General features: G+C 63.2%; 1 protein-coding gene. It reads right to left on the bottom strand.

The features are described from left to right. On the bottom strand, window positions 1-1,344 hold a 1,344-nt coding region (locus ACK13D_RS22035), incomplete at both ends, for an Ig-like domain-containing protein (protein WP_418797030.1).

The raw sequence follows: 1,344 nt of genomic DNA, 5'->3' as shown, positions 1-1,344 counted from the left end.
GCGCCCCGCTGCTCATCGCGCTGTCCGGCGTCCAGCTCCACTTGCCGTCCGCCTCCACCGCTGCGCTGCCGATCAGCTTGCCACTGTCATAGATATTGACGCTGACCACACCCTGCGCTATTCCTGCCGTGCTCACGCTACCGCTGTAGGTCGGGCGTGCATCATCAGTCGTTGCACCGTCGGCGATCTCGCCCCGTACCGGACCGACGTCATCGGTCAGCGTGATGCTGCTGTCTGTAAAAGCGTCGATATCCGGCGCAGTGGTGTCGACGGTAAAGCTCCAGCCATCGTCATCAGTGCCGCTCACCTGCGGGCCTTCGTTACCCGCCGCGTCCACCGCCGCAACCGTCAGGTCGTGTGAGGATCCGTCCGCCATATCCTGCTCCGGCGTCCAGCTCCACTTGCCGTCCGCGCCCACCGCTGCGCTGCCGATAAGCTGGCCGTTGTCATAGATATTGACGTGATCGATGTCGGCGGTTGCGTCGCCGGAGAAGGTCGGCCGTGCGTCGTCGGTGACGCTGCCATCCAGGATCTCGCCGGTAATCGCACCGACGTCGTCGGTCAGGGTGATGCTGTCGATGACCAGGCCTGAGGTCTGGTTATCCGGCGGCGTGCTGTCGCCGGGGCCGTCGATCACAACGCTGTTGCTGTTGCCCGCCTCGTCGGTGGCTTCCACCACGACGTCTTTGGCGTCCACGCCCGCCGGATTCGGCTGGATGCTCCAATGACCGTCAGCATCTGCCACCGTGCTGGTCACGCTGTCGCTGACCGGATCGGTGATCACGATCACCGCACCCGGCTCGGCGTTACCGGCCAGCTCGTCTTCGGTGTTGTTCGTGATTTCCGGAGCCGCCGTGCTGGTATCCAGCTTAAACGGCCATTCTGCGCCAGGCGCGGAGATGTTTCCTGCCGCGTCCGTGCTAACGGCTTTGATACTATGATCGCCGTCTACCATATTGGTGGTCGGCGTATAGCTCCAGTTGCCCTGCGCATCCGCCCGAACGCTGCCCAGCACGCTGTCGCCGTCATACAGCGTAACCAGCGAACCTTTTTCCGCCTTGCCGGTAAAGGTCGGCGACGGATCGTCCGTTACGCCACCACTGGTCGTAGACGTGCCCTGTACAGTGCCTACATCGTCAATCATCCCGGTGATGGTCGGCAGGACAGGTGCGATGGTGTCAACGGTCAGGGTAAATTTCGCCTCGCTGCTGTTGCCCGCCGCATTGGTTACCGATGCCGTAAAGACGTGCTCACCGTCTGCCAGCTCCGCCACCGCGAACGTCCATACACCGCTGCTGTTTGCCGTGCTGCTGCCCAGCACCGCGCCCGATTGGTCGCTGATGG

Origin of the sequence: Pantoea sp. K16, from assembly GCF_048452805.1 — a bacterium.
Lineage (GTDB): Bacteria > Pseudomonadota > Gammaproteobacteria > Enterobacterales > Enterobacteriaceae > Pantoea > Pantoea agglomerans.
The sequence above is the reverse complement of the archived record's forward strand: the minus strand, read 5'-3'. Positions and strand labels throughout refer to the sequence as shown.